The 19,061-nt window shown below is 76.7% G+C and carries 17 protein-coding genes and 2 tRNA genes; 7 read left to right on the top strand and 12 right to left on the bottom strand.

What is annotated here, in order from left to right; genetic code table 11:
* Positions 1-56 precede the first annotated feature (56 nt).
* Together GC722_RS15970 and GC722_RS15965 are read right to left on the bottom strand one after the other, a co-directional pair.
* Positions 57-1,376, bottom strand: coding sequence for a HAMP domain-containing sensor histidine kinase (locus GC722_RS15970; protein ID WP_156611732.1), 1,320 nt, complete (start codon positions 1,374-1,376; stop codon positions 57-59).
* Position 1,377: 1 nt separating this feature from the next.
* Positions 1,378-2,067 (bottom strand): response regulator transcription factor, encoded by a 690-nt coding sequence (locus GC722_RS15965; RefSeq protein WP_156611730.1) that lies wholly within the window; start codon positions 2,065-2,067, stop codon positions 1,378-1,380.
* 134 nt (positions 2,068-2,201) lie between these two features.
* On the opposite strand from GC722_RS15965, the gene GC722_RS15960 reads away from it, so the two are divergent.
* Complete coding sequence (locus tag GC722_RS15960; protein ID WP_156611728.1) at positions 2,202-2,843, top strand: hypothetical protein; 642 nt, start codon at positions 2,202-2,204, stop codon at positions 2,841-2,843.
* Positions 2,844-2,878: 35 nt separating this feature from the next.
* On the opposite strand, the gene GC722_RS19390 is transcribed toward GC722_RS15960, so the two are convergent.
* Genes GC722_RS19390 through GC722_RS15930 form a run of 6 tightly spaced genes read right to left on the bottom strand, consistent with a single transcriptional unit; the run spans position 2,879 to position 10,623 of the window.
* Positions 2,879-4,027 (bottom strand): phosphotransferase family protein, encoded by a 1,149-nt coding sequence (locus GC722_RS19390; protein WP_156611727.1) that lies wholly within the window; start codon positions 4,025-4,027, stop codon positions 2,879-2,881.
* Positions 4,024-5,274, bottom strand: a complete 1,251-nt coding sequence (locus GC722_RS15950) for an aminoglycoside phosphotransferase family protein (protein WP_156611724.1) — start codon at positions 5,272-5,274, stop codon at positions 4,024-4,026. Before GC722_RS15950 ends, GC722_RS19390 begins: the two co-directional genes overlap by 4 nt.
* Positions 5,264-7,039 (bottom strand): ABC transporter ATP-binding protein, encoded by a 1,776-nt coding sequence (locus GC722_RS15945; RefSeq protein WP_197430211.1) that lies wholly within the window; start codon positions 7,037-7,039, stop codon positions 5,264-5,266. The genes GC722_RS15950 and GC722_RS15945 overlap by 11 nt, the downstream gene beginning before the upstream one ends.
* Positions 7,036-8,181 carry a glycosyltransferase family 4 protein gene (locus tag GC722_RS15940; protein ID WP_156611720.1) on the bottom strand — a complete coding sequence of 382 codons (1,146 nt, stop codon included), beginning with the start codon at positions 8,179-8,181 and terminating at the stop codon, positions 7,036-7,038. Before GC722_RS15940 ends, GC722_RS15945 begins: the two co-directional genes overlap by 4 nt.
* Positions 8,178-9,452, bottom strand: coding sequence for a glycosyltransferase family 4 protein (locus GC722_RS15935; protein ID WP_331714958.1), 1,275 nt, complete (start codon positions 9,450-9,452; stop codon positions 8,178-8,180). The genes GC722_RS15940 and GC722_RS15935 overlap by 4 nt, the downstream gene beginning before the upstream one ends.
* A complete protein-coding gene (locus GC722_RS15930; protein ID WP_156611718.1) occupies positions 9,442-10,623 on the bottom strand; it encodes a glycosyltransferase family protein in 1,182 nt (393 codons plus the stop codon). The genes GC722_RS15935 and GC722_RS15930 overlap by 11 nt, the downstream gene beginning before the upstream one ends.
* Before the next feature lie 196 nt (positions 10,624-10,819).
* Between GC722_RS15930 and GC722_RS15925 the strand changes: the two genes are divergently transcribed.
* Positions 10,820-11,692, top strand: a complete 873-nt coding sequence (locus GC722_RS15925) for a sigma-70 family RNA polymerase sigma factor (protein WP_197430275.1) — start codon at positions 10,820-10,822, stop codon at positions 11,690-11,692.
* 49 nt (positions 11,693-11,741) lie between these two features.
* On the opposite strand, the gene GC722_RS15920 is transcribed toward GC722_RS15925, so the two are convergent.
* From GC722_RS15920 to GC722_RS15910, 3 genes are all read right to left on the bottom strand, one after another.
* A tRNA-Asn gene (locus tag GC722_RS15920) sits at positions 11,742-11,817 on the bottom strand.
* Between the two features lie 30 nt (positions 11,818-11,847).
* Positions 11,848-12,375, bottom strand: coding sequence for a hypothetical protein (locus tag GC722_RS15915; RefSeq protein WP_156611714.1), 528 nt, complete (start codon positions 12,373-12,375; stop codon positions 11,848-11,850).
* Positions 12,376-12,400: 25 nt separating this feature from the next.
* The gene (locus GC722_RS15910; RefSeq protein ID WP_156611712.1) at positions 12,401-13,870 is read right to left on the bottom strand and encodes an alpha,alpha-trehalose-phosphate synthase (UDP-forming); all 1,470 of its coding nucleotides are present in this window, start codon (positions 13,868-13,870) and stop codon (positions 12,401-12,403) included.
* A 67-nt stretch (positions 13,871-13,937) separates the two neighbouring features.
* On the opposite strand from GC722_RS15910, the gene otsB reads away from it, so the two are divergent.
* The 5 genes from otsB to GC722_RS15885 all read left to right on the top strand — a co-directional run bounded on the left by otsB (position 13,938) and on the right by GC722_RS15885 (position 17,778).
* Positions 13,938-14,789 carry a trehalose-phosphatase gene (otsB, locus tag GC722_RS15905; RefSeq protein WP_156611710.1) on the top strand — a complete coding sequence of 284 codons (852 nt, stop codon included), beginning with the start codon at positions 13,938-13,940 and terminating at the stop codon, positions 14,787-14,789.
* A gap of 54 nt (positions 14,790-14,843) precedes the next feature.
* Positions 14,844-14,917: transfer RNA gene (locus GC722_RS15900), tRNA-Ile, on the top strand.
* 149 nt (positions 14,918-15,066) lie between these two features.
* Positions 15,067-16,956 carry a chorismate-binding protein gene (locus GC722_RS15895; protein WP_197430210.1) on the top strand — a complete coding sequence of 630 codons (1,890 nt, stop codon included), beginning with the start codon at positions 15,067-15,069 and terminating at the stop codon, positions 16,954-16,956.
* On the top strand, positions 16,895-17,209 hold the full coding sequence (locus GC722_RS15890) for a DUF1330 domain-containing protein (RefSeq protein WP_156611707.1): 315 nt from the start codon (positions 16,895-16,897) through the stop codon (positions 17,207-17,209). Before GC722_RS15895 ends, GC722_RS15890 begins: the two co-directional genes overlap by 62 nt.
* A gap of 2 nt (positions 17,210-17,211) precedes the next feature.
* On the top strand, positions 17,212-17,778 hold the full coding sequence (locus GC722_RS15885) for a protein-L-isoaspartate O-methyltransferase family protein (RefSeq protein WP_156611706.1): 567 nt from the start codon (positions 17,212-17,214) through the stop codon (positions 17,776-17,778).
* A 3-nt stretch (positions 17,779-17,781) separates the two neighbouring features.
* On the opposite strand, the gene GC722_RS15880 is transcribed toward GC722_RS15885, so the two are convergent.
* Positions 17,782-19,026, bottom strand: a complete 1,245-nt coding sequence (locus GC722_RS15880; RefSeq protein ID WP_156611704.1) for a glycosyltransferase 87 family protein — start codon at positions 19,024-19,026, stop codon at positions 17,782-17,784.
* Between the last annotated feature and the right edge of the window lie 35 nt (positions 19,027-19,061).

Raw genomic sequence — 19,061 nt, 5'->3', positions numbered from 1 at the left:
GCCACGGTGTTCGAATCTGTGGACAGCTTCTCGAGACGTAGTGGGACGCCCGGGCCTCAGACCTCGGGCCGGGCGGGCGGCAGCCGCAGCCGGATCATCGCCCCGCCGCCGGGCCGGCTGCCGACCTCCACCTCGCCACCGGCCCCGACGACCACCCGGTGCACGATGGACAGACCCAGACCGGTGGACCCGCCACCCGACACCCCTCGCTCCAGCGCCACCTCGGGAGAGGGGATGCCCGGCCCCTCGTCGGCGACGGTCAGCCGGACCAGGTCGTCCTCGGCCACCGCGCGCGAGAGGGCGACGTGCAGCCCGGTGCCCTCGGGGGTGTGGGAGAGGACGTTGTCGAGCAGCACGTCCAGCACGTCGGCCAGGTCCCGCTCGGCCAGCGGCACCCAGACAGAGGTGTGGGGCAGCGTCAGCTGGACCTGGCGGCCCTCCTCGTGGGCCAGCGCGGTCCAGAACTCCACCCGCTCGGCGACCACCTCGCGGGCGTCCACCACCCGGCTCGACCCGCTGCCCGGGTCGCGGGAGGTGGTGATCACCGCGTCGACCTCGTGGGCCAGGTTGGCCAGCAGGGTGGACAGCCGCTGACGCTCCTGCTCGTCGCCGACGCCCTCGACCCCGAGCTGCACCGCGGTCAGCGGGGTCCGCAGCCGGTGCGCCACCTCGGCGGCGCGCTCCCGCTCCGCGGCCAGCAGCTCCCGGATCCGCTCGGCCAGCGCGTTGAGGCCCTCGGCCACGTCCACCAGCTCCCGGGGTCCGCCCGGGACGGCACGGCGGTCGAGGTCGCCGCCGGCGAGCGCCCGTGAGACGACGGCCAGCTCGCGGACCGGGGCCAGGAACCAGCCACCCAGCCGCGCGAAGGCGAGCGTGGCCAGCCCGACGAGCGTCACCCCCAGGAGGCCGAGCACCAGGTAGGCGCGCAGCAGGCCGCGGTGCAGCCGCTCGTCGGGCACGGTCACCTGCAGCACCTCGGTGCCCGCGCCCGTGTAGAAGGGGGCCGCCAGCAGCCGGCCGCCGTCGGCCTCCAGCACCACCGTCTGCCCGCGCTCGCGGGCCGCCTGGACGGCCGACGAGGACGGGGTGCTCCCGCTGGCCAGGGCCGCCGAGCCCAGCACCACGGCGTCGTCGGGGGCGACGACGAGGGCCTGCACCCCGCCGACGGACTCCTCGCTGGCGCTGAGGCTGCGGCTGCGCCCGGCCGGGTCGGTGTCGTCGCCCAGCACGGTGACCAGGTTCTGCGCCTCCACGCTGACCCGCACCATCACCTGCTCCTCGCCGCGCTCCCGCAGCCCCACCCCGAGGGCGAGCAGCAGGGCCACCACCACGCTGGTGGTGGTCGCCGCGGACAGCAGGACGAGGCTGCGACGCACGTCAGTCGCTGCTGGTGGGGTCCACCAGACGGACCCCGACGCCCCGGGCGGTGAGCAGGTACCGGGGCTCGCCGGCGCTCTCGCCCAGCCGTCGGCGCAGCCAGGAGAGGTGGACGTCGACCGTCTTGTCGGTGCCCCCGTAGGGCTGGTTCCACACCTCGGTCGCCATCTCGCGCTTGGTGACCACCTCGCCCGCCCGGCTGGCCAGCAGGCTGAGCAGGTCGAACAGCTTGGGGGTGAGCTCCACGACCCGGCCGTCCAGGGTGGCCTCGCGCCGGCGGCGGTCGACCACCAGCCCGCCGACGGTGATCGGGGCCTCCCGGGTCCCGGTGGCCACCCGGCGCAGCACGGCGCGGATCCGGGCGTCGAGCTGGGTGCTGCTGAACGGCTTGCTGACGTAGTCGTCGGCGCCGGCGTCCAGGGCCTGCACCAGCGGCCCCTCGCCGTCGCGGGCGGTGATCACGACGACCGGGGTCTGGCTGACCGCGCGGAGCATCCGCAGCACCTCCAGCCCGTCTACGTCGGGCAGCCCCAGGTCGAGCACCACCATGTCGGGCCGCTCGTCGATGCACTGCTGCAGCCCCGGGATGCCGGCGGAGGCGGTCGATACGGCGTAGCCGCGCTCACCCAGGGCGCGCACCAGGTTGGTGCGGATCCCGGGGTCGTCCTCGATCAGCAGCACGTGCGGCATGGCTCGAACACTACTGTCGCGACCGTGCCCCGGCGGGCTCCGAGAGGGCCTCTCACCGCCGGCGGTGCGAGTCCTATCGGGCCCTTAGGGCTCCGTTATGGCTGCCCGGCCGCGGCCTGGAGTTCACTGGGGGCATGACCTCCCCGACCCCCCGTCGCCGCCTCGGCGGGCGCCAGCTCGCCCTGGGCCTGTCCTGGATCGCCTTCACCGCCGTGGCCGCCGTGGTGGGCGTGGGCGCGGTGCAGCTGGCCGGCGACTCGGCGGTCCGGTCCTCTGCGGAGCTGCTGCCCGACAGCGGGCTGCCCGCCGGTCCGCCGCCGGCACCCGCCGGGTCGCCGTCCGCCTCGTCCTCGGCGTCGCCCTCGCCGTCCCCGTCATCGTCCGCGCCACCTCCGCCGTCCCCGACCCCGGAGCCCGCTCCGTCCTCGCCGACGCCCTCCGCCGCGCCCTCGTCGGAGGAGGGGCGCGAGCCGGCTGGCGACGCGTCCCGGCGCCCCAGCCCGAGCGAGCCGGCCGGGACGTCGCGCACCTTCCGATCCGCGGGTGGGTCCATCACGGTGGAGTGCTCCCGAGGCGTGCCCTCGTTGCGCACCCACGCGCCGGCCGGCGGCTACCAGGTGGGGCAGGTCGAGCGCGACGACGACGAGCTGAGCGTGGAGTTCGTCGCCGGCGCCCGGACGGCGACGATCGAGGCCAGCTGCTCCGCCGACGGCCGCCCCGTGGCGACGACCGCGGTCGAGGTCGACGACGACGACAGCGGCGACGACGACGGCTGAGCCCGGGCGACCGTCGCCCGGGCACGCGAGCCGGGTCACGCCGGCGTCGGCGCCTCCTCCCGCGCCGCGGCCAGCAGCGCCGGGCCCAGGTGGCGCCAGCGTGGGCGCCACACGTACAGCCCGGCCAGCCGGAGCAGGGTCAGCCGCTGGTGCAGCCGCAGCGACTCCTCGCCGCTGCCGCCGGTGACGGCTCCCAGGGCCGCGGCCGCCGTCGCCGCCCGGTCCGGGCGCAGCAGACCCTGCAGCACGCGCAGCCGCAGGTGGGCCAGCAGGTTGCCCGGGTCCAGGGCCGGGTCGCCGGCGACGGCCGTGTCGCAGTCCAGCAGCCCGAGCCTGGGCGCCCGGCCCGCCTCGGCGTCGACCAGCACCTGCTGGTCGTGCAGGTCGCGGTGCAGCGGGACCACCCGGTCCGGTGCGCCGAGGCGGTGCAGACGACCGGCCACCTGCTCGACCAGCTCCACCGCACCCGCGTCCAGCAGCCCGGCGGCCACCGCCGGCTCCACCAGCCGGCGCGTCGCCGACTCCTCCTGCTGCGAGCTCCACGTCGCCGACCCGGGGTCGCCCGCCTGCAACGCGGCCAGCAGCTCCGCCGTCGCCCGCCAGGCCGCCAGCACGACGGCGTCGTCGGCGCGGCGCCCGAGCTCCAGCAGGCTCATCCCCGCCAGCGGCTCCAGCACCACCACGGATCCCGCCTCGACCGTGCGCACCCGCGCCACCTCGACGGTGCGCAGCCGCGTCGGGGCGGCGAGGCCCGCCAGCGCCGCGGCCGCCGCCTCCAGCCCGCCGACCACCGCCGGCACCGACCGCGCCCGCACGTGCTTGGCGTAGCTGCCGTCGGGCCGGGCCACCACCGCACGCCGGCCGACGCGGTGCCCGAGCAGCCGCCCGCCGGCGACGAGGTCGTCGGCCAGCCGGGGGAGCCGGGGGTCGTCGCCGCCGGGGTGCAGCACCGCGGTGCCTCCGTCGGCCGGCACCGTCAGCCCTGCCGGGGACGCCGGCACGTCGACCCCGTGCGGCACCCAGCGGCCGCCGGTCAGCTGCCCGTGCTCCTCGTCCACCACCTCCACCAGCACGGTCCGGTCCGGGCGGGGCCAGGCCCGCTCCACCCGCCACCGCGCCGCTGCGGAGGTCAGCACGTCCGGCGGCGCCAGCCGGGCGGCCGCGCCGGGAGGCGCGGTGCTCACCGTGCCGCCAGCTCGAGGGCGCGCCGGAGCCGCCGCCGGGTCTCCTGGGGCCAGTGCGGGTGTCGGTGGCGGAACGGTTCCACCGCCCGCTGCAGCACGGCGACCGCGGTCAGCAGACCCAGCGCGGACAGGTCGCCCACCGGGGCGCCACCGGCCTCCAGACCGGCCGCCAGCGGCTCGGCCCGGTCCAGGTCGCCGCCGTCGGCGGCGGTCCAGCTGGCCAGGTCGGTGAGCGGGTCGTCGGGCCGGCTGCGGTCCAGGTCGAGCAGCACCGCCCCGCCCGAGGTGAAGAGCACCTGGTCGGCGTGCAGGTCGCCGTGCACCCGCACCGGCCGGGTGGTGGGGCGGGTCAGCGACCCGGCCGCGGCGCCCACCGCCCGCCGCACCCGGTCCAGCAGCGCCCCGTCGTCGGGCAGCAGCCGGGTCAGCGCGCGCAGCGCCTGGTCGGCCCGGCGCAGCGGCGCCTCGCGCCGGTCGAGCACCGCGTCGGCGTCGACGGGCGCCGTGTGCAGCGGAGCCAGCGCGCGTCCCAGCTGCTCCACGTCGGCGGCGTAGGCCGAGACCGTCCACGAGCAGGGCCGGCCCTCCACCCACCGGGTGGCCACCAGACCGTGGCGGACGTCCGTGCCTGCCAGCGGGCTCACCGGGACCCCGGCGGCGTGGGCCCGTCGAAGCGCCGCGGTCACCGGGCCGACGGCGTCGGCCGTCAGCGCCTTCACCGCGGCGCGGGGGGTGCCCGTGGCGTCGTCGAGACGGCCCACCCAGCGCCGCCCCGGCCGGTACCGCAGCGGCACCGTCGGCCACCCCGGCTCGCCCTCGGGGTGCAGCCGCCAGCCCCGCGTCCGGGCCCGCTGCACCTGCAGCCGGCGCTCGGCCTCGGCCGGGGCCAGCACCAGCTGCAGCCCGGGCAGCTCGACCGCCGGCCAGCGGTCGTGGCGGCGCAGCCGGGACGGGCCCCGCCGCGACGACCAGGCCCGCAGCAGCGCCGGCTCGGCGCCGTCGGGGGTGAGCAGCTGGGCCGAGGCCATCAGGCTCGTGCCCGGCTTGTAGCGCAGGTAGTCCACGGTCACGGCCCGGGCGGGGACCCCGGCCGCCGCGAGCGCCGGCAGCAGCGTCTCGCCGAGCCGGTCGGGGTCCAGCACCACGGCCAGCGCCGGCAGCTGCGGGTCCGACCCCGCCAGCCGCCGGTCGGCGGCGCGGGTCGTCCCGGCTGCGGCGCTGGTCTCGAGCAGGCGGTCAGCGCACACCGGCCCGGCTCCTCCCCGCCGCGGTGCCGACGGCGGCCGGCAGCGGCCCCTCGTGCTGCACCACCGTGCCGTCGGCGACCACCACGGTGGTGTCCACCTCGGCGACGGCGTGGGCGTCGTGCGAGATCACCACCACCGTCCGGCCGACGGTGAGCCGGTCGAGGGCGGCGCGGACCCCGGCCTCCGTGCTGGCGTCCAGGCCCGTGGTGGCCTCGTCCAGCACGACCACGGGGCTGTCGCGCAGCAGGGCGCGGGCGATGGCCACCCGCTGCCGCTGCCCGCCGGAGAGGGTGGCGCCCCGCTCGCCGAGCTCGGTGGCGTAGCCCTGCGGCAGCTGCTGGGCCACCTCCTCCACGCCGGCCTCCCGGGCGGCCCGGAGGACCTCGGCGTCGCTCGCGTCGGGACGCCCGGCCCGGATGTTCTCCAGCAGCGACATCCGGAACAGCACCGTGTCCTGCGGGACGACGCTCACCTGGGTCCGCAGCCAGGCCAGGTCGAGCTCGCGCAGGTCGTGGCCGTCGAGCAGCACCCGGCCGCCGGCCGGGTCCTGCAGCCGGCTCAGCAGGCTGACCAGGGTGGACTTGCCCGCTCCGGACCGTCCCACCAGACCCACCCGGCTGCCGGCGGGCAGGTGCAGGTCCACGTCGCGGAGCACGGTGCGCCGGCCGTCCCAGGACACCGACACCCCCTCCATCCGGATCTCGCCCCGGACCCCGTCCAGCCGCCGTGCCCCCGTGCGGCTGACCACGTCGGGCCGGGTCTCGGTGAGCTCGACGATCCGCTCCCCGGAGGCGGCCGCCTTGGCGATCCGGCCGGTGTACTTGGCGGTGTCCCGCAGCGGCTTGAAGGCGCTCTTGAGGTAGGACAGCACCACCACCAGGTCGCCGGGCTCCATCGCGCCGGCGATCAGCCGGGAGCCGCCGGCCACCAGCACCACGGCGGTGGCCAGGCCGATCAGCACGTCGGTGCGCCGCTCGAGGGCGGCGGCCATCCGGCTGGCCCGCACGCCGTCGCGCAGGTCGCCCTCGCCGGCCGCGGCGAACCGCTGCCCGAGCAGGCGCTCCAGCCCGAACACCTTCACGACGTGGATCGCGCCGAGGGTCTCCCCGGCGGTTCCGGCCAGGTCGCCCTCGCGCCGGCGCTGCAGCCGGGCGGCGCCGGTGATCCGCTGCGAGGAGCGACGGCTGGTGACCAGGAAGACCGGCAGGGTGGCCAGCAGCACCAGACCCAGCAGCGGGTCCAGCACCATCATGACCACAGCCATCCCGACCAGCGTCACGGTGTTGGCCAGCAGCGGCAGCGCGGCCGTGGTCGCGACGTCGCGGACCTTGCCGACGTCGCCGACCAGCCGGTTCACCAGGTCGCCGGTGCGGGAGGAGTGGTGGAAGCCCATGCCGAGCCCGAGCACGTGGCTGAAGACGTCGGAGCGGACGGCGGTCATCGCGCGGGTGCCCACGCTGGTGAGGGCGACCGCGGCCAGGTAGGCGAACAGCGCGCGGCCGGCGGCGAAGACGAGCACCGCCAGCCCGCACCACAGCACCAGCTCGACCAGCTCCTCGGTGCTGCGGTCGCGGGCGGCGACGGCGTTGATGACCCAGGCCAGCGGCCACGGCTCGACCAGCCGGAAGCCGACGTCGGCGAGCAGCGCCAGCGTCGCCAGCACCAGCCGGCCCCGGTAGGGCCGCAGGTAGGGCCGCAGGAAGCGGGCGGTGCGGCGGACCTGGCCGCCACCGGGCGCGGCGGCGGGAGCTCCGGACGCGCTCACCGGGCTGCTCCGAGCGGCAGCGCCTGCTGCAGCCGGGACCAGACGCCGTCCCAGCTGTGCCGCTCGACGGCGAGCTGGCGTCCGCGGACACCCCACGCCGCCGCCTGCCGCCGGGCCAGCTCGCAGCCGCGGACCAGGGCGTCGACGTCGCCGGGTGCCGTGAGGCAGCCGGCCGGGCGTCCGCCGGGGGTCAGCAGCTCGCGCAGCTGGCCCACGTCGGAGGCGACCACCGGCAGCCCGGCGGCCAGGTACTCGAAGACCTTGAGCGGGGAGAAGTAGTCCTGGCCGGGGTCGTCGTAGGGCGCCACCGCCACGTCCATCCGTCCCAGGCTGGCCACCACCTCCTCGTGCGGCAGGGCACCGGTGAGCTCGACCCGCGGCTCCAGCCCGAGCTCGGCCACGCGCTGGCGGACGGCCGGCAGCTGCGGTCCGTCGCCCACCATCAGCAGCCGGACGCCTGCGTCGCGGCGGGCCAGCACGGCGAAGGCCTCCACCAGCGTGCCGGTGCCGTGCCAGGGCCGGAAGGTGCCGGTGAAGCCGAGGGTCCACCCCGGACCCGCACGGCGCACCACCGGACGGATCCGGTGGACGTCCACGCCGTTGGGCACGGTGAGCACGGCCTGCGGAGCCGCGCCGCTGCGCCGGCACCAGTCGGCCACCGGGTCCGAGACCGCGCTCACCACGTCCGCGCCGGCCAGCGCCGCCCGGGTGACGGCCTCGGCCTGCTCGCGCTGGACCAGGCCGCGGTGCCGGGCCGCCTCCTCGGGCAGCGGCGCGTTGACCTCCAGCACGGAGGGGGGTCCGTCGGGGCCGCGGTCCGCCGCCCCGGCCGACCACAGCGCGTACCGCTCGTGCACGAGGTCCCAGGGGCCGTCGGCCACCACCCGCTGCTGCAGCTGGCGGACCCGGTCGCGGATCGCGAGCTCCCGCTCCAGCCCGGCGGCGGTGCGGGGCAGCGGCAGCTCGGTGACGGCCACGTCGGCCAGGTCGGGCGGTGCCTCGCCGCCACGGCGCAGGCAGTACAGCACCACTTCGTGGCCGTGCCGGCGCATGGTGCGCACCAGCTCGCGGACGTGCACCGACGAGCCTTTGGTGCCGAAGACCGGGACACCGGGGTCGGGGCAGACGTAGGCGATCCTCACCGGGCACCTCCGACCGGCGCCGGGACGGTGAGCCGGGCCACCTCCGCGGCCTGGCGGCGGACGTCGAAGCCCTCCTCGACCCGCTGCCGGGCCCGGACGGCCAGGCTCCGGCGCAGCAGCGGCTGCTCCAGCAGCCGGCGCAGCGCGGCGGCCAGCGCCACGGCGTCGTCCGGCTCGACCAGCAGACCGGTGACCTCGTCCTGCACCGCCTCCGGGATCCCGGTGACGGGGGTGGCCACGCAGGGGGTGCCGAGGGCCATCGCCTCCAGCAGCACCGTGGGCAGGCCGTCGCGGTTGCCGTCCGAGCCGACCCGGCAGGGCGCGGCGAAGACGGCCGCGCCGGCCACCAGCCGCCTGACCTCGTGCTGGGGCATCGGCCCGAGCAGCTGCACCCCGACCAGTCCGAGCCGCTGCCGCTGCTCGGCCAGCGCCGGCGCCAGCGGACCGGCGCCGACCAGGGTCAGCGGCGCCTGCACCCCCTCGGCGCGCAGCAGGGCGACGGCGTCCAGCAGGGTGTCGAAGCCCTTCTTCTCCACCAGCCGACCGACGGCGACCACGCCGGCCGGCCGTCCGGCCGGGTCGCTGTAGCCGAAGGACTCCAGGTCGATCCCGTTGTGCACCCGGTGCAGCCGGGTCGCGGCCTCGGGGAAGCGGTCGCGGAGGTGGTGGTGGTTGTGGTCGGAGATGGTGACCACGGCGGCGGCGTCGGCCAGCTTGCGCGCCAGGTCGTCGTCGGCCACCTCCTCGTGGAAGATGTCCTTGGCGTGCGCGGTGAAGGTGAACGGCACCCCGGTGAGCAGGGACGCCAGCCGGGCCACCGAGGTCGACACCGAGGCGAAGTGGGCGTGCAGCGAGGTGATGCCGCGGCGCCGGACCTCCCGCGCCAGGGCCAGCGCCTGGGTGGCGACGCCGGCCTCCTCGCCGAGCAGCGCCTGGACACCGGGGTGGTGGGGGCCCATCAGCCCGTCGGCCAGGGCGCCGCGGACGGCCTCCCACACCTCGCCGGCGCTGCGGCCGACCGGCAGGTAGGTGACGGGGGCGCGCAGCCGGGACAGCTCGGCGTGGAAGTGCCCGTCGACGGGGAGCCGGAGGGAGAACACCTCCAGCTGCTCGCCGTCGGCCTCGCGGGCCAGCATCTCGTGCAGCACGAAGGTCTCGGAGAAGCGCGGGTACATCTTCAGCACGTAGCCGGTGCGGGGGACCGCCGGCGTCGGGGCCACGGAGGTGGCCGGCAGCAGCGCCTCTGGCGCGGTGGTGGTGTCAGACAGCACGGACGGTCCTCCCGGTCGCGGTGCGGAGCAGGTCGTCGGCGAGCTCGCCGACCCGGGCCAGGCCGTCGGTGGCGAGACCGGGGGCGGAGGTGGCCGGGCGGGTCACGGCGTCCGCCATCCAGCGGGTGAGGGCGGCGGGGGTGGCCTCGGCGGGGTGGAGCAGGTCCAGTGCGCCGTGGCGGCTGAAGGCCTCGGCCCTGACCAGCTGCTCCAGCCGCGGCTCGACCCGCGGCACGACCAGCGCCGGACGGGCGGTGGCGAGCACCTCGCAGACGGAGTTGTAGCCACCCATGGTGATGGTGGCGGCGGCCCCGGCCACCAGGGCGCGGGTGTCGGTCCGCAGGCCGTGGACCTCGACGCCGGGGGCGGCGGCGGCGCGGAGGCCGGTCAGGACGTCCGCGGGCAGGTCCGGGCCGCCCACCAGCACCAGCCGGTGGCCGGCCGGGGCCTGGGCGCGGACGAGCGCGCCCAGCAGGGCGCCGCCGTCACCGCCCGCGCCGACGGCGGCCAGCAGGTAGGGCGTCCCGGCGGCCGGCGCCGGCAGCGGGGGGACCAGGTAGCCCGTCTGGTGCCAGGGCAGCCGGGGCACGCGTGTGCCGTGCAGCACCCGGGTCAGGTCGTGGACCCGCTCGTCCCCGTAGACCCAGACCTGGTCGTACCAGCGGTCGAGGGCCTCGTCGTGGCCGGCGGCCTGCCACTCGGCGCGGGCGCGGGACGGCTCGTCGAGCACGTCGCGCAGCCCGAGCACCGTGCGGGTGCCGGTGGCGCGCAGCGCCGTCAGGGTGCGGACGAGCTCGCCGTTGAGACCGGTCGGGTGCTTGTCCACCACGAGCAGGTCGGGGCGGAAGGCGGTCAGCAGGCCGTGCAGGGCCTCGCCGCGCACCCGGGCCACGTCCTGCGGGGGCATCGACCAGAACCGGGCGCCGTAGCCGTCGGAGGTCTTGGTCATCGCGGGCAGCACGACGACGTCGCAGCCCTCGGGGCGTCCCAGCAGCGGGGCGCTCGGGCAGCCGGTCACCAGCAGCACGTCGGTGCCGCTGCCACCCAGCGCCCCGGCCAGGGCCAGGTTGCGGCGGGTGTGGCCGAGGCCGACCGCGTCGTGGGAGTAGAGCGCGACCCGGCGTCGGGCGGGGGGCCGGGGGAGCCGGGTCACCGAGGAGCTGGAGGACATGTCAGCAACCCTGGCGGCAGCCGGGTTAACGCAGGGATAACGAGCGGCAAGGCCTGCGGGCAGGGGTGTGACGTGGACCATGGGTCGTCCGAGGGAGACCATGAGCCGTCCCCCAGAACCGGTGTTGTCCGTGCCGGTCGCGGTCGCTGCCTGTGGACGGCCGCTCCGCGGGCCCGGGCGTGACGAGGGTGGGGACATGGCACCGACGACGCGACCCAGGACCGACGAACCGCTGCTCGACGCCGCCGAGGAGGTGGCGCTGGCCCGCGCGATGGAGGCCGGGGTGCTGGCCGCCGAGGCGTTGCGCACCACCCGCGGCCCCGGCGGGGAGCCGGTGCCCGAGGCCTGCCGTGCCGACCTGGTGCGGCTGCGCGAGGAGGGGGAGCGGGCCCGCCGGCGGTTCCTGCTGGCCAACGTCCGGCTGGTGGCCTCCGAGGTCCGGCAGGCGGCGGCCCGGACGTCGCTGGGCGAGGACGACCTCTTCCAGGAGGGCGTGCTGGCGCTGGCCGAGTGCCTGCTGCGGTGGGACCACGCCCGGGGGACCCGGTTCGTGGCCTACGCGCTGCCCTGGGTGCGCAACCGGGTGCGGGCGGCGGGCGCGGCCCGGATCGGGGAGCTGGAGAGCCCGGGCCGCGTCGGCCAGGTCCGGCTGGTGCGCCAGGAGCACCTGCGGCTGACCCAGCAGCTGCGCCGCGAGCCCACCCGGGTCGAGCTGGCCCAGCGGCTGGAGCGCAGCCCCCGCTGGGTGGCCGAGGCGCTGCGCGCCGGCAGGTCGGCCTCGCTGGACGACCCCTCCGGTCGGGAGCTGCAGCTGGTGGACCCGACGGCGGAGCGCTCGTTGGCCGAGGTGCTGGAGCAGCGGTGGCCGGCCGCGGACGAGCTGCGCCGGCTGCCCGAGCCCGCCGCCACGGTGGTCAGGGCCCGGTACGGCTTCCTGGGCGAGCCGATGAGCTGGGTGGCGGTGGCCGCGCTGGTGGGGCTGACCGTGCGGCAGGTTCAGCGGCTGGAGCGCGAGGCCCTGGAGCGGCTGCGGGAGGTGTGCCCGGCGGCGCTGCGGCCGGCCGCGTGAGGACGACGAAGGCCGCTGAGGTGGAGTCGCCTCCTGCTCAGCGGCCTGCTGGCTCCCCCGACTGGACTCGAACCAGTAACCCTTCGATTAACAGTCGAATGCTCTGCCAATTGAGCTACAGGGGATCGCTCGCGCGGTTGCCAACCCTAGCAGCCTCACGCGGGAAAGTCGTACTCGGCCCGCAGGGCCCGCATCGCGCGCTCGACGGCCTCGCGCACCCCGGGCGTCCGCCAGGTGGTGCCCCGGACCAGGGTGGTGTGCCAGGCCAGCCCCGCGCCAGGGTCGTCGAGGCGGCGGCGGGCGCTGAGGGTGAACTGGGCGCCGGTGGCGTCGTCGGTGACCTCGCGGCGGACGACGATGGTGGCCTCCACCCGCTCGCGGAACACCTCGGGCAGCCGGCCGGGCTCCCGCAGCCGCATCCGGCCGCGGCGCCCGTCCACCAGCACCCAGGAGAGCTCGGAGTCCGGTGCGCTCCAGCCGCCGCTCTCGACCTCGTGCCAGCCGACCAGCCACCAGCCGTCGACGCGGCGGACGGCGAGCGTGGCGGGGAGGGCGGCGACCACGCCGGTGTCGCCCTCGGCCCAGGCCAGCACCCGGGGCCGGCCCGGCAGCAGCTCGGCCAGCTCCGCGGCCAGCTCGGCCGGCAGCGCCGGGCGCCGCCAGGGCAGCCGCAGCCCGCTCACCGCGAGGCGGCCGGCCGGCCGGGCATCAGCCGGTCACCTTCTGGTCGAGGTCGCTGAGGAAGGTGTCGGCCCAGCGGGTGATGTCGTTGTCGAAGACCTGCTTGCGCAGCGCCCGGAGCCGGCGGGCCTTGTTGGTGGGGGCGTCGCGGCAGGCCAGCTCGAGGGTCGCCTTGATGTCGTTGATGTCGTAGGGGTTGATCTTGTAGGCCTGCTTGAGCTCGTAGGCGGCGCCGGCGAACTCGCTGAGCACCAGCGCCCCCTCGTCGCCCTCGTGGCAGGCCACGTACTCCTTCGCCACCAGGTTCATCCCGTCGCGCAGCGGGGTCACCACCATGACGTCCGCGGTCGAGTACAGCGCGGCCATCTCCTCGCGCGGGAAGGAGCTGTGCAGGTAGACCACCGGCGGGCGTCCGATCCGGCCGACCTCGCCGTTGATCCGCCCGACCAGCATGTCGATCTCGTCGCGCAGGTGGCGGTACTGGTCGACCCGCTCCCGCGACGGGGTGGCCACCTGGACGAAGACGACCTTGTCGGGGTCCAGCCGGCCCTCGGCCACCAGCTCGCCGTAGGCCCGCAGCCGCTGCTTGATCCCCTTGGTGTAGTCGAGCCGGTCCACGCCGAGGAACATCACCTCCGGGTCGCCCAGGTCGCGGCGGATCTCGCGGGCCCGCTCGCGGACCGGGGCGCTGCGGGCCAGCTCGCGGAAGCCGCGGGAGTCGATGGAGATGGGGTAGGCCTTGGCCCGGGCGACGTGGCCGTCGGGCAGGGTCACCAGGTCGCGGCGGACCTCGGCCGAGACCCGCTGGCGGACCAGCCGGGTGAAGTTCTGCACCGCCCCGGGCAGCTGGAAGCCGATGAGGTCCGAGCCCAGCAGGCCCTCGGTGATCTCGCGGCGCCAGGGCAGCTGCTGGAACAGCTCGACCGGCGGGAACGGGATGTGGAGGAAGAAGCCGATCCGCAGGTCCGGCCGCATGGTGCGCAGCATCTGCGGCACCAGCTGCAGCTGGTAGTCCTGCACCCAGACGGTGGCGCCCTCGTCGGAGACCGCGGCGGCGCGCTCGGCGAAGCGGCGGTTGACCCGGACGTAGGCGTCCCACCACTCGCGGTGGAACTCCGGCGGCGCCACCACGTCGTGGTAGAGCGGCCACAGCGTCGCGTTGGAGAAGCCCTCGTAGTACTCCGCGACCTCCTGGCTGGACAGCGGCACCGGGACGATGGTGATGCCGTCCTCCTCGAAGGGGTCGAGGACCTCGTCCGGGGCGCCGTGCCAGCCGACCCAGGCGCCCTCGTTCTTGCGCATCACCGGCTCCAGCGCGGTCACCAGGCCGCCGGGGGAGGTCCGCCAGTCCACGGTGCCGTCGGGGTGCTGCACGCGGTCGACCGGCAGCCGGTTGGCGACCACGACGAAGGAGGCGCTGACGTCGGCGGGCGCGGTGCCCGAGCCGGCCGCGGCGTCGGAGGTGGACGTGGTCTGGGCCTTCTTCGGTGCAGCCATGATGCCCCGACCTTACCGGCCCGGACCGCGGTTGGCGGGCCCGGTCCCGCCCTGACAGGCTGAGCCCATGACCGAGACGAGCGCGGCCGAGCTGGCCCGCACCGACGAGGGCCGGGCCTGCCTGGAGGCCCTGCTGGCCGACCCGGCGACCGCCCTCGTGGCCTTCGACTTCGACGGCACGCTGTCCCCGATCGTGGCCGACCCGGCCAGCGCGGTGGCCGACCCCGAGGCGGTCGCGGCGCTGGGACGGCTGGGCCACCTCGTCGGCACGGTGGCCGTCATCACCGGACGCCCCGCGCGGACGGCGGTCGAGCTCGGCGGTCTGGACCGGGTCGCCGGGCTGGAGGGCATGGTGGTGCTCGGCCAGTACGGCATCGAGCGCTGGGACGCCGAGACCGGCGAGTTCCGCATCCCGCCGCCGCCGGCCGAGATCGACGACGTCGAGGCGGCGCTGCCCGCGCTGCTGGCCGAGCTGGGGCTGACCGGCGTCCAGCTGGAGCACAAGCAGCGCGCGATCGGGCTCCACACCCGCCGGTGCGCCGACCCGGCGGGGGCCTTCCGCACGCTGGCCGAGCCGGTGCGCCAGCTCGCCGAGCAGCACGGCCTGGGCGTCGAGCCCGGCCGCAACGTGCTCGAGATCCGCCCGCCGGGGGTCGACAAGGGCGACGCCCTGCGCGCCCTGGTCGAGGAGCGCGGCAGCCGCAGCGTCGTCTTCGGAGGCGACGACCTGGGCGACCTGCCCGCCTTCCACACCGCGCGGGCGCTGCGCGAGGAGGGCCTCACCTCGCTGCTGGTGGTCTCCGCCTCGGCCGAGGAGGACGCGCTGGTGCAGCTGGCCGACGTGGTGGTCGACGGTCCTCCCGGGGTCGCCGGCTGGTGCTCCGCGGTGGCCGACCTGCTGGAGGGACGCCCCGCCTAGACTGGTCCCCGACGGAGCCCCCGCGGGCCGGTACAGTGTCGGCGATCCGACGCCGGGGCGATAGCTCAGCCGGTCAGAGCAGGGGACTCATAATCCCTGGGTCGCGGGTTCGAGCCCCGCTCGCCCCACCGAGGTCAGGAGCCGCCGTGCCCGAGCCCCACCGCCAGGACGGCTTCTCGACCTCCTCCCGGATCGACCACCACCGACGGCACACGGCCCTGCACGAGCAGCGCCGCGTCGCCGGCTGAGCCGACCCGGACCCGGCAGGACGACCCCCGTGCTCGCCCGCTTCGACGACCTCGTCGCCGGCACCGCCCTCGTCTTCCCGCGGGCCTCCCGGCTGCTGCGGGCCGACCGCGCCGACCAGGTGCTGCCGCTGCTGGCCGAGCTCGAGCGGGCCACCGGGTCCGGGCACTGGGCCGTCGGCTACCTGGGCTACGAGGCGGCAGCCGGGCTGGACCCGCAGCTGGCCGTCCACCCGGGCCCCGCCGACCCGGAGCTGCCGCTGGCCTGGTTCGCCCTCACCGAGGCACCGCTGCGCGAGCCGGCGCTGGCCTCCGTGCCGCCCGGCCGCTGGCAGGCGGAGGAGTGGCGGCTGGACTGGGGCCCGGACGAGCACGCCTCCCGGGTGGCGGCGGTCCGCCGGGCGATCGCCGCCGGCGACACCTACCAGGTCAACCTCACCACCAGCGCCCGCAGCCGGGTCGAGGGCGACCTGCTGGCCTTCTACGCCGACCTGGCCCGCCGCCAGCGGGGCGCCCACCACGCCTACCTCGACCTGGGCGGGTGCGTGGTGGCCAGCGCCAGTCCCGAGCGGTTCCTGCGCTGGCAGGGGAGCACGCTGCTGAGCAGCCCGATGAAGGGCACCGCCGCCCGGCACCCCGACCCCGGACGGGACGAGGCCGCCCGGCTGGCCCTGCTGGCCAGCACCAAGGACCGGGCCGAGAACCTGATGATCGTCGACATGGTCCGCAACGACCTCTCCCGGGTGGCGGAGCCCGGCACCGTGGCGGTCCCGGCGCTGTTCCGGCCCGAGCGCTACGAGTCGGTGTGGCAGCTCACCTCCGACGTCACCGGCCGGCTCCCGGCGGGGACCGGGCTGACCGACGTGCTGGCCGCGCTGTTCCCCTGCGCCTCCATCACCGGGGCGCCGCGGCGCTCCACCATGGCCCTCGTCCGCGACCTGGAGGACGGCCCGCGAGGTGTCTACACCGGCGCGATCGGCGTGCTGGCCCCGCCGGACGCCCCGGTGCGGGCGGACCTCAGCGTGGCCATCCGCACCGTGGTGGTGGAGCGGGGCGGCGGCACCGCCCGCTACGGGGTCGGCAGCGGCATCACCTGGTCGTCGGAGCCGGCGGCGGAGTACGCCGAGCTGGTGGCCAAGACCCGGGTGCTGGCCACCGGCCCGTCCCGGTCCCGTCGGCCGGCCGCGGCGGCTGCCGCCAGCGCGCCGCTGCAGCTGCTGGAGACCCTCGGCCTGCGCCCGGTGGACGGCGACCTGGTGCTCCTCGACCTCGACCGGCACCTGGCCCGGCTGGCCGCCTCCGCCGAGCAGCTCGGCTTCGCGCTCGACCCGGCGGCGCTGCGACGGCGGCTGGCCGCGCTGCCCGACGAGCCGGCGCGGGTGCGGGTCGCGCTCTCCCGCGACGGCACGGTGCAGGTCACCACGGCGCCGCTGCCGCCGGACCCGGACCGGCCGGTGCGGCTGGCCCTCGACCTCGAGCCGGTCCGCAGCGACGACCCGCTGCTGCGGCACAAGACCAGCCGGCGGGCCGTCTACGAGGTCCGGGCCGCCCGGCACCCCGAGGCCGACGACGTGCTGCTGGTCAACGAGCACGGGCACGTCACCGAGTCGACCGTGGCCAACCTGGCCGTCCGGCTGGACGGAGGCTGGGTCACCCCGCCACCGGCCGACGGCCTGCTGCCCGGGGTGCGGCGGGGCCGGCTGGTGGCCGAGGGCGTGCTGGTCGAGCGGCCGGTGCCGGTGGCCGAGCTGCACCGCGCCGAGGCCCTGGCGCTGGTCAGCTCGTTGCGGGGCTGGCGGGCGGCCGAGCTGGGGCCGCAGGCACTCCCCGCCGACCCGGCCACGGGGCTACCGTTGCCCCATGGCGGAGGAGACCCCGGGGCTCACCCTGACCGTGCTGCTGTGGGCGGTCCCCGGCCGTGAGGACGAGCTGGCCCGCTACGAGGACGCCGTGCTGGCCCTGCTGCCCCGCTACGGCGGACGGGTCCGCGAGCGCGTCCGCCGGCGCGAGGCCGACCCCGACCAGCCGCTGGAGGTGCAGGTGATCGACCTCCCCGACACCGACGCGCTGGAGGGCTTCCTGGTCGACCCGGAGCGGGTGTCGATGACGGCGGTCCGCGACCGCTGCGTGGCCCGCACCCAGATGTTCGAGGTCACCCGGGCGGCTGCGGGCTGACCATGGCCACGGCGCAGCAGCGGGTGGACGAGGCGCTGGCGGCGGTGCCCCGCTCCCGGTTCCTGCCCGAGGCCGTCCGCGAGGCAGCCGCCGAGGACCGTCCGCTGCCGATCGGGCACGGCGCCACCTGCTCCCAGCCGACCACCGTGCGGCACATGCTGGTGCTGCTGGACGTGCACCCGGGCCAGCGGGTGCTGGACGTGGGCAGCGGCTCGGGCTGGACCACCGCTCTGCTGGCCCACCTCGTCGGCCCCGCCGGTGAGGTGCTCGGCGTCGAGCTCGAGCCCGAGCTGGTCGAGACCGCCCGGCCGCGGCTGACCGACCCGTGGTCGCAGGTCGTGGTCGCCCGGCCCGGCGTCCTCGGTGCCCCCGACCGTGGCCCCTGGGACCGGGTGCTGGTCTCGGCGGAGGGCACCGTCGCAACCGCCGACGTGCTGGCCGCCCAGCTCGCCGACGGCGGACGGCTGATCTGCCCGGTGGGGGACCAGCTGCTGGAGCTGGAGCGCCACGGCGACCAGGTCACCCGCCGCGACACCGGCGGCAGCTGGCGGTTCGTCCCGCTGCGCTGAGCCTCAGCCCACGCTGCCGCGGGGCCGGGCCGGCACGCGGGCCAGCACCACGGCGACCAGCAGCAGCGCCACGCCGAGCAGCGGCGTCCAGGAGTCCAGCAGCAGCTGGCTCCAGTCGTAGGTCAGCTCCACGTCGTCCCCGCCCTGCAGCCGGTCGAAGGGGGTGGCGGCGCTGTAGCCGGCGAAGACGAAGCCGAGCACCCGCAGCGGCACCGGCAGCTCCTCGTCCAGCATCACCAGCGCCAGCGGCACCACCCAGACAAAGTGGTGGCTCCACGACACCGGCGAGGCGAGCAGGCTGGCCACCCCGAGCAGGCTCACCGCCAGCGCGACCTTGCCGCGGCGGTGCCACAGCACCGCGGCCCAGATCCCGAGCGCGGCCACCAGGGCCGACAGCGCCAGCGCCACCAGCTCGCTGCCGGGCGCCAGCCGGGTGAGTCGCAGCCAGGTGCCCAGCACCGACTGGTTGGTGAAGTAGATGACGCTGCCGCCCAGGCCGGAGTCGCCGGCGGCCAGCCGGCCCCAGTAGGTCAGCGAGGTGCCGGGCAGCACCAGCGCCGCCAGCACACCCAGCCCGACGAAGGTGCCCAGCGCGGTCGCCGCGGCCCGCCGGTGCCCGGCCAGGAAGAGGTAGGGGATGGTGATCCCCGGGGTGAGCTTGAGCGCCGCGCCGAAGCCGCTGGCCCATCCGGTGGGGAGCCGGCGGGTGAGCCCCACCCGGTCCAGCAGCCGGGGCCCGGGGACGAGGTCCAGCACCACCAGCGCGACCAGGATGATCCCCAGCTGGCCGAAGGCGAAGGTCTGCGCGACCGGCTCCACCAGCAGCACCACCGCCCCCGCGCCCAGGCTGAGCCGCCAGCCGTGGACGCCGAGGCGGTGCATCGTGGCCATCAGCAGGGCCACGTTGAGCCCGACCCAGCCGACCTGCACCAGCGTCAGCGGCACCAGCGTCATCGGGACCGCCAGCAGCGCGGCCACCGGCGGGTAGAGGAAGGGCAGCGTGGAGCCCTCGTCGTAGATGGGGGTGCCGGCCAGCAGCTGCCGGGCCGCCCGCAGGTAGACGTCGAGGTCGACCATCACCGGGTCCCACGGCTGGAAGGAGCCGCCGCCGAAGGTGGTGGCACCGACCCACAGCCCGCACAGCATCGGGAGCGCGAACAACCAGCAGGCGCGCACCCAGCCGGCGACCCGCAGGCCGGGGTCGGCCGCGGGGCCGGGGGTCGTCAGCTCGTCACGGAGGTCCACCACGACGTGCAGCGTACGCAGCGGCGCCCGCAGCGGCG

This window comes from Auraticoccus cholistanensis (genome assembly GCF_009742705.1).
Lineage (GTDB): Bacteria > Actinomycetota > Actinomycetes > Propionibacteriales > Propionibacteriaceae > Auraticoccus > Auraticoccus cholistanensis.
The sequence above is the reverse complement of the archived record's forward strand: the minus strand, read 5'-3'. Positions and strand labels throughout refer to the sequence as shown.

Bases quoted from the DNA above. Each gene is read 5' to 3' on its own strand.
- GC722_RS15965 (WP_156611730.1), bottom strand. From the start codon at position 2,067: ATGCCGCACGTGCTGCTGATCGAGGACGACCCCGGGATCCGCACCAAC.
- GC722_RS15960 (WP_156611728.1), top strand. From the start codon at position 2,202: ATGACCTCCCCGACCCCCCGTCGCCGCCTCGGCGGGCGCCAGCTCGCC.
- GC722_RS15930 (WP_156611718.1), bottom strand. From the start codon at position 10,623: ATGTCCTCCAGCTCCTCGGTGACCCGGCTCCCCCGGCCCCCCGCCCGA.
- GC722_RS15925 (WP_197430275.1), top strand. From the start codon at position 10,820: ATGGCACCGACGACGCGACCCAGGACCGACGAACCGCTGCTCGACGCC.
- GC722_RS15910 (WP_156611712.1), bottom strand. From the start codon at position 13,870: ATGGCTGCACCGAAGAAGGCCCAGACCACGTCCACCTCCGACGCCGCG.
- otsB (WP_156611710.1), top strand. From the start codon at position 13,938: ATGACCGAGACGAGCGCGGCCGAGCTGGCCCGCACCGACGAGGGCCGG.
- GC722_RS15890 (WP_156611707.1), top strand. From the start codon at position 16,895: ATGGCGGAGGAGACCCCGGGGCTCACCCTGACCGTGCTGCTGTGGGCG.
- GC722_RS15885 (WP_156611706.1), top strand. From the start codon at position 17,212: ATGGCCACGGCGCAGCAGCGGGTGGACGAGGCGCTGGCGGCGGTGCCC.